The organism is Kluyvera sp. 1366, from assembly GCF_054823405.1.
This window is the reverse complement of sequence record NZ_JBTRDW010000025.1, coordinates 1-1,765: the sequence shown is the minus strand read 5'-3', so window position 1 is coordinate 1,765 and position 1,765 is coordinate 1. Positions and strand designations below refer to the sequence as shown.

Here is a 1,765-nt window from a genome sequence, read left to right as displayed (position 1 = left end):
ATCCGGTCTCTCAGACCAAAACGCCTCTGGCGTTGTAAGGTTAAGCCTCACGGGTCATTAGTACCGGTTAGCTCAACGCATCGCTGCGCTTACACATCCGGCCTATCAACGTCGTAGTCTTCAACGTCCCTTCAGGACTCTCAAGGAGTCAGGGAGAACTCATCTCGGGGCAAGTTTCGTGCTTAGATGCTTTCAGCACTTATCTTTTCCGCACTTAGCTACCGGGCAGTGCCATTGGCATGACAACCCGAACACCAGTGGTGCGTTCACTCCGGTCCTCTCGTACTAGGAGCAACCCCCCTCAATTCTCCAGCGCCCACGGCAGATAGGGACCGAACTGTCTCACGACGTTCTAAACCCAGCTCGCGTACCACTTTAAACGGCGAACAGCCGTACCCTTGGGACCTACTTCAGCCCCAGGATGTGATGAGCCGACATCGAGGTGCCAAACACCGCCGTCGATATGAACTCTTGGGCGGTATCAGCCTGTTATCCCCGGAGTACCTTTTATCCGTTGAGCGATGGCCCTTCCATTCAGAACCACCGGATCACTATGACCTGCTTTCGCACCTGCTCGAGCCGTCACTCTCGCAGTCAAGCTGGCTTATGCCATTGCACTAACCTCCTGATGTCCGACCAGGATTAGCCAACCTTCGTGCTCCTCCGTTACTCTTTGGGAGGAGACCGCCCCAGTCAAACTACCCACCAGACACTGTCCGCAGCCCGGATTACGGGCCTACGTTAGAACATCAAACATTAAAGGGTGGTATTTCAAGGTTGGCTCCACGCAGACTGGCGTCCACGCTTCAAAGCCTCCCACCTATCCTACACATCAAGGCTCAATGTTCAGTGTCAAGCTATAGTAAAGGTTCACGGGGTCTTTCCGTCTTGCCGCGGGTACACTGCATCTTCACAGCGATTTCAATTTCACTGAGTCTCGGGTGGAGACAGCCTGGCCATCATTACGCCATTCGTGCAGGTCGGAACTTACCCGACAAGGAATTTCGCTACCTTAGGACCGTTATAGTTACGGCCGCCGTTTACCGGGGCTTCGATCAAGAGCTTCTCCTTGCGGATAACCCCATCAATTAACCTTCCGGCACCGGGCAGGCGTCACACCGTATACGTCCACTTTCGTGTTTGCACAGTGCTGTGTTTTTAATAAACAGTTGCAGCCAGCTGGTATCTTCGACTGCCTTCAGCTCCATCCGCGAGGGACTTCACCTGATGACAGCGTGCCTTCTCCCGAAGTTACGGCACCATTTTGCCTAGTTCCTTCACCCGAGTTCTCTCAAGCGCCTTGGTATTCTCTACCTGACCACCTGTGTCGGTTTGGGGTACGATTTCGTGTTACCTGGAGCTTAGAGGCTTTTCCTGGAAGCAGGGCATCAGTTACTTCACCACCGTGGTGGCTCGTCGTCACGCCTCAGCCTTAAGATACCCCGGATTTACCAAAGGTATCAGCCTACACGCTTAAACCGGGACAACCGTCGCCCGGATAACCTAGCCTTCTCCGTCCCCCCTTCGCAGTAACACCAAGTGCAGGAATATTAACCTGCTTCCCATCGACTACGCTTTTCAGCCTCGCCTTAGGGGTCGACTCACCCTGCTCCGATTAACGTTGAACAGGAACCCTTGGTCTTCCGGCGAGCGGGCTTTTCACCCGCTTTATCGTTACTTATGTCAGCATTCGCACTTCTGATACCTCCAGCATGCCTCACAGCACACCTTCAACGGCTTACAGAACGCTCCCCTACCCAACAAC

General features: G+C 53.9%; 1 rRNA gene. It reads right to left on the bottom strand.

Annotated features, from left to right (window positions below):
* Positions 1–36 precede the first annotated feature (36 nt).
* Positions 37–1,765, bottom strand: a 23S ribosomal RNA gene (locus tag ACVLVH_RS24105); the annotation flags it as partial.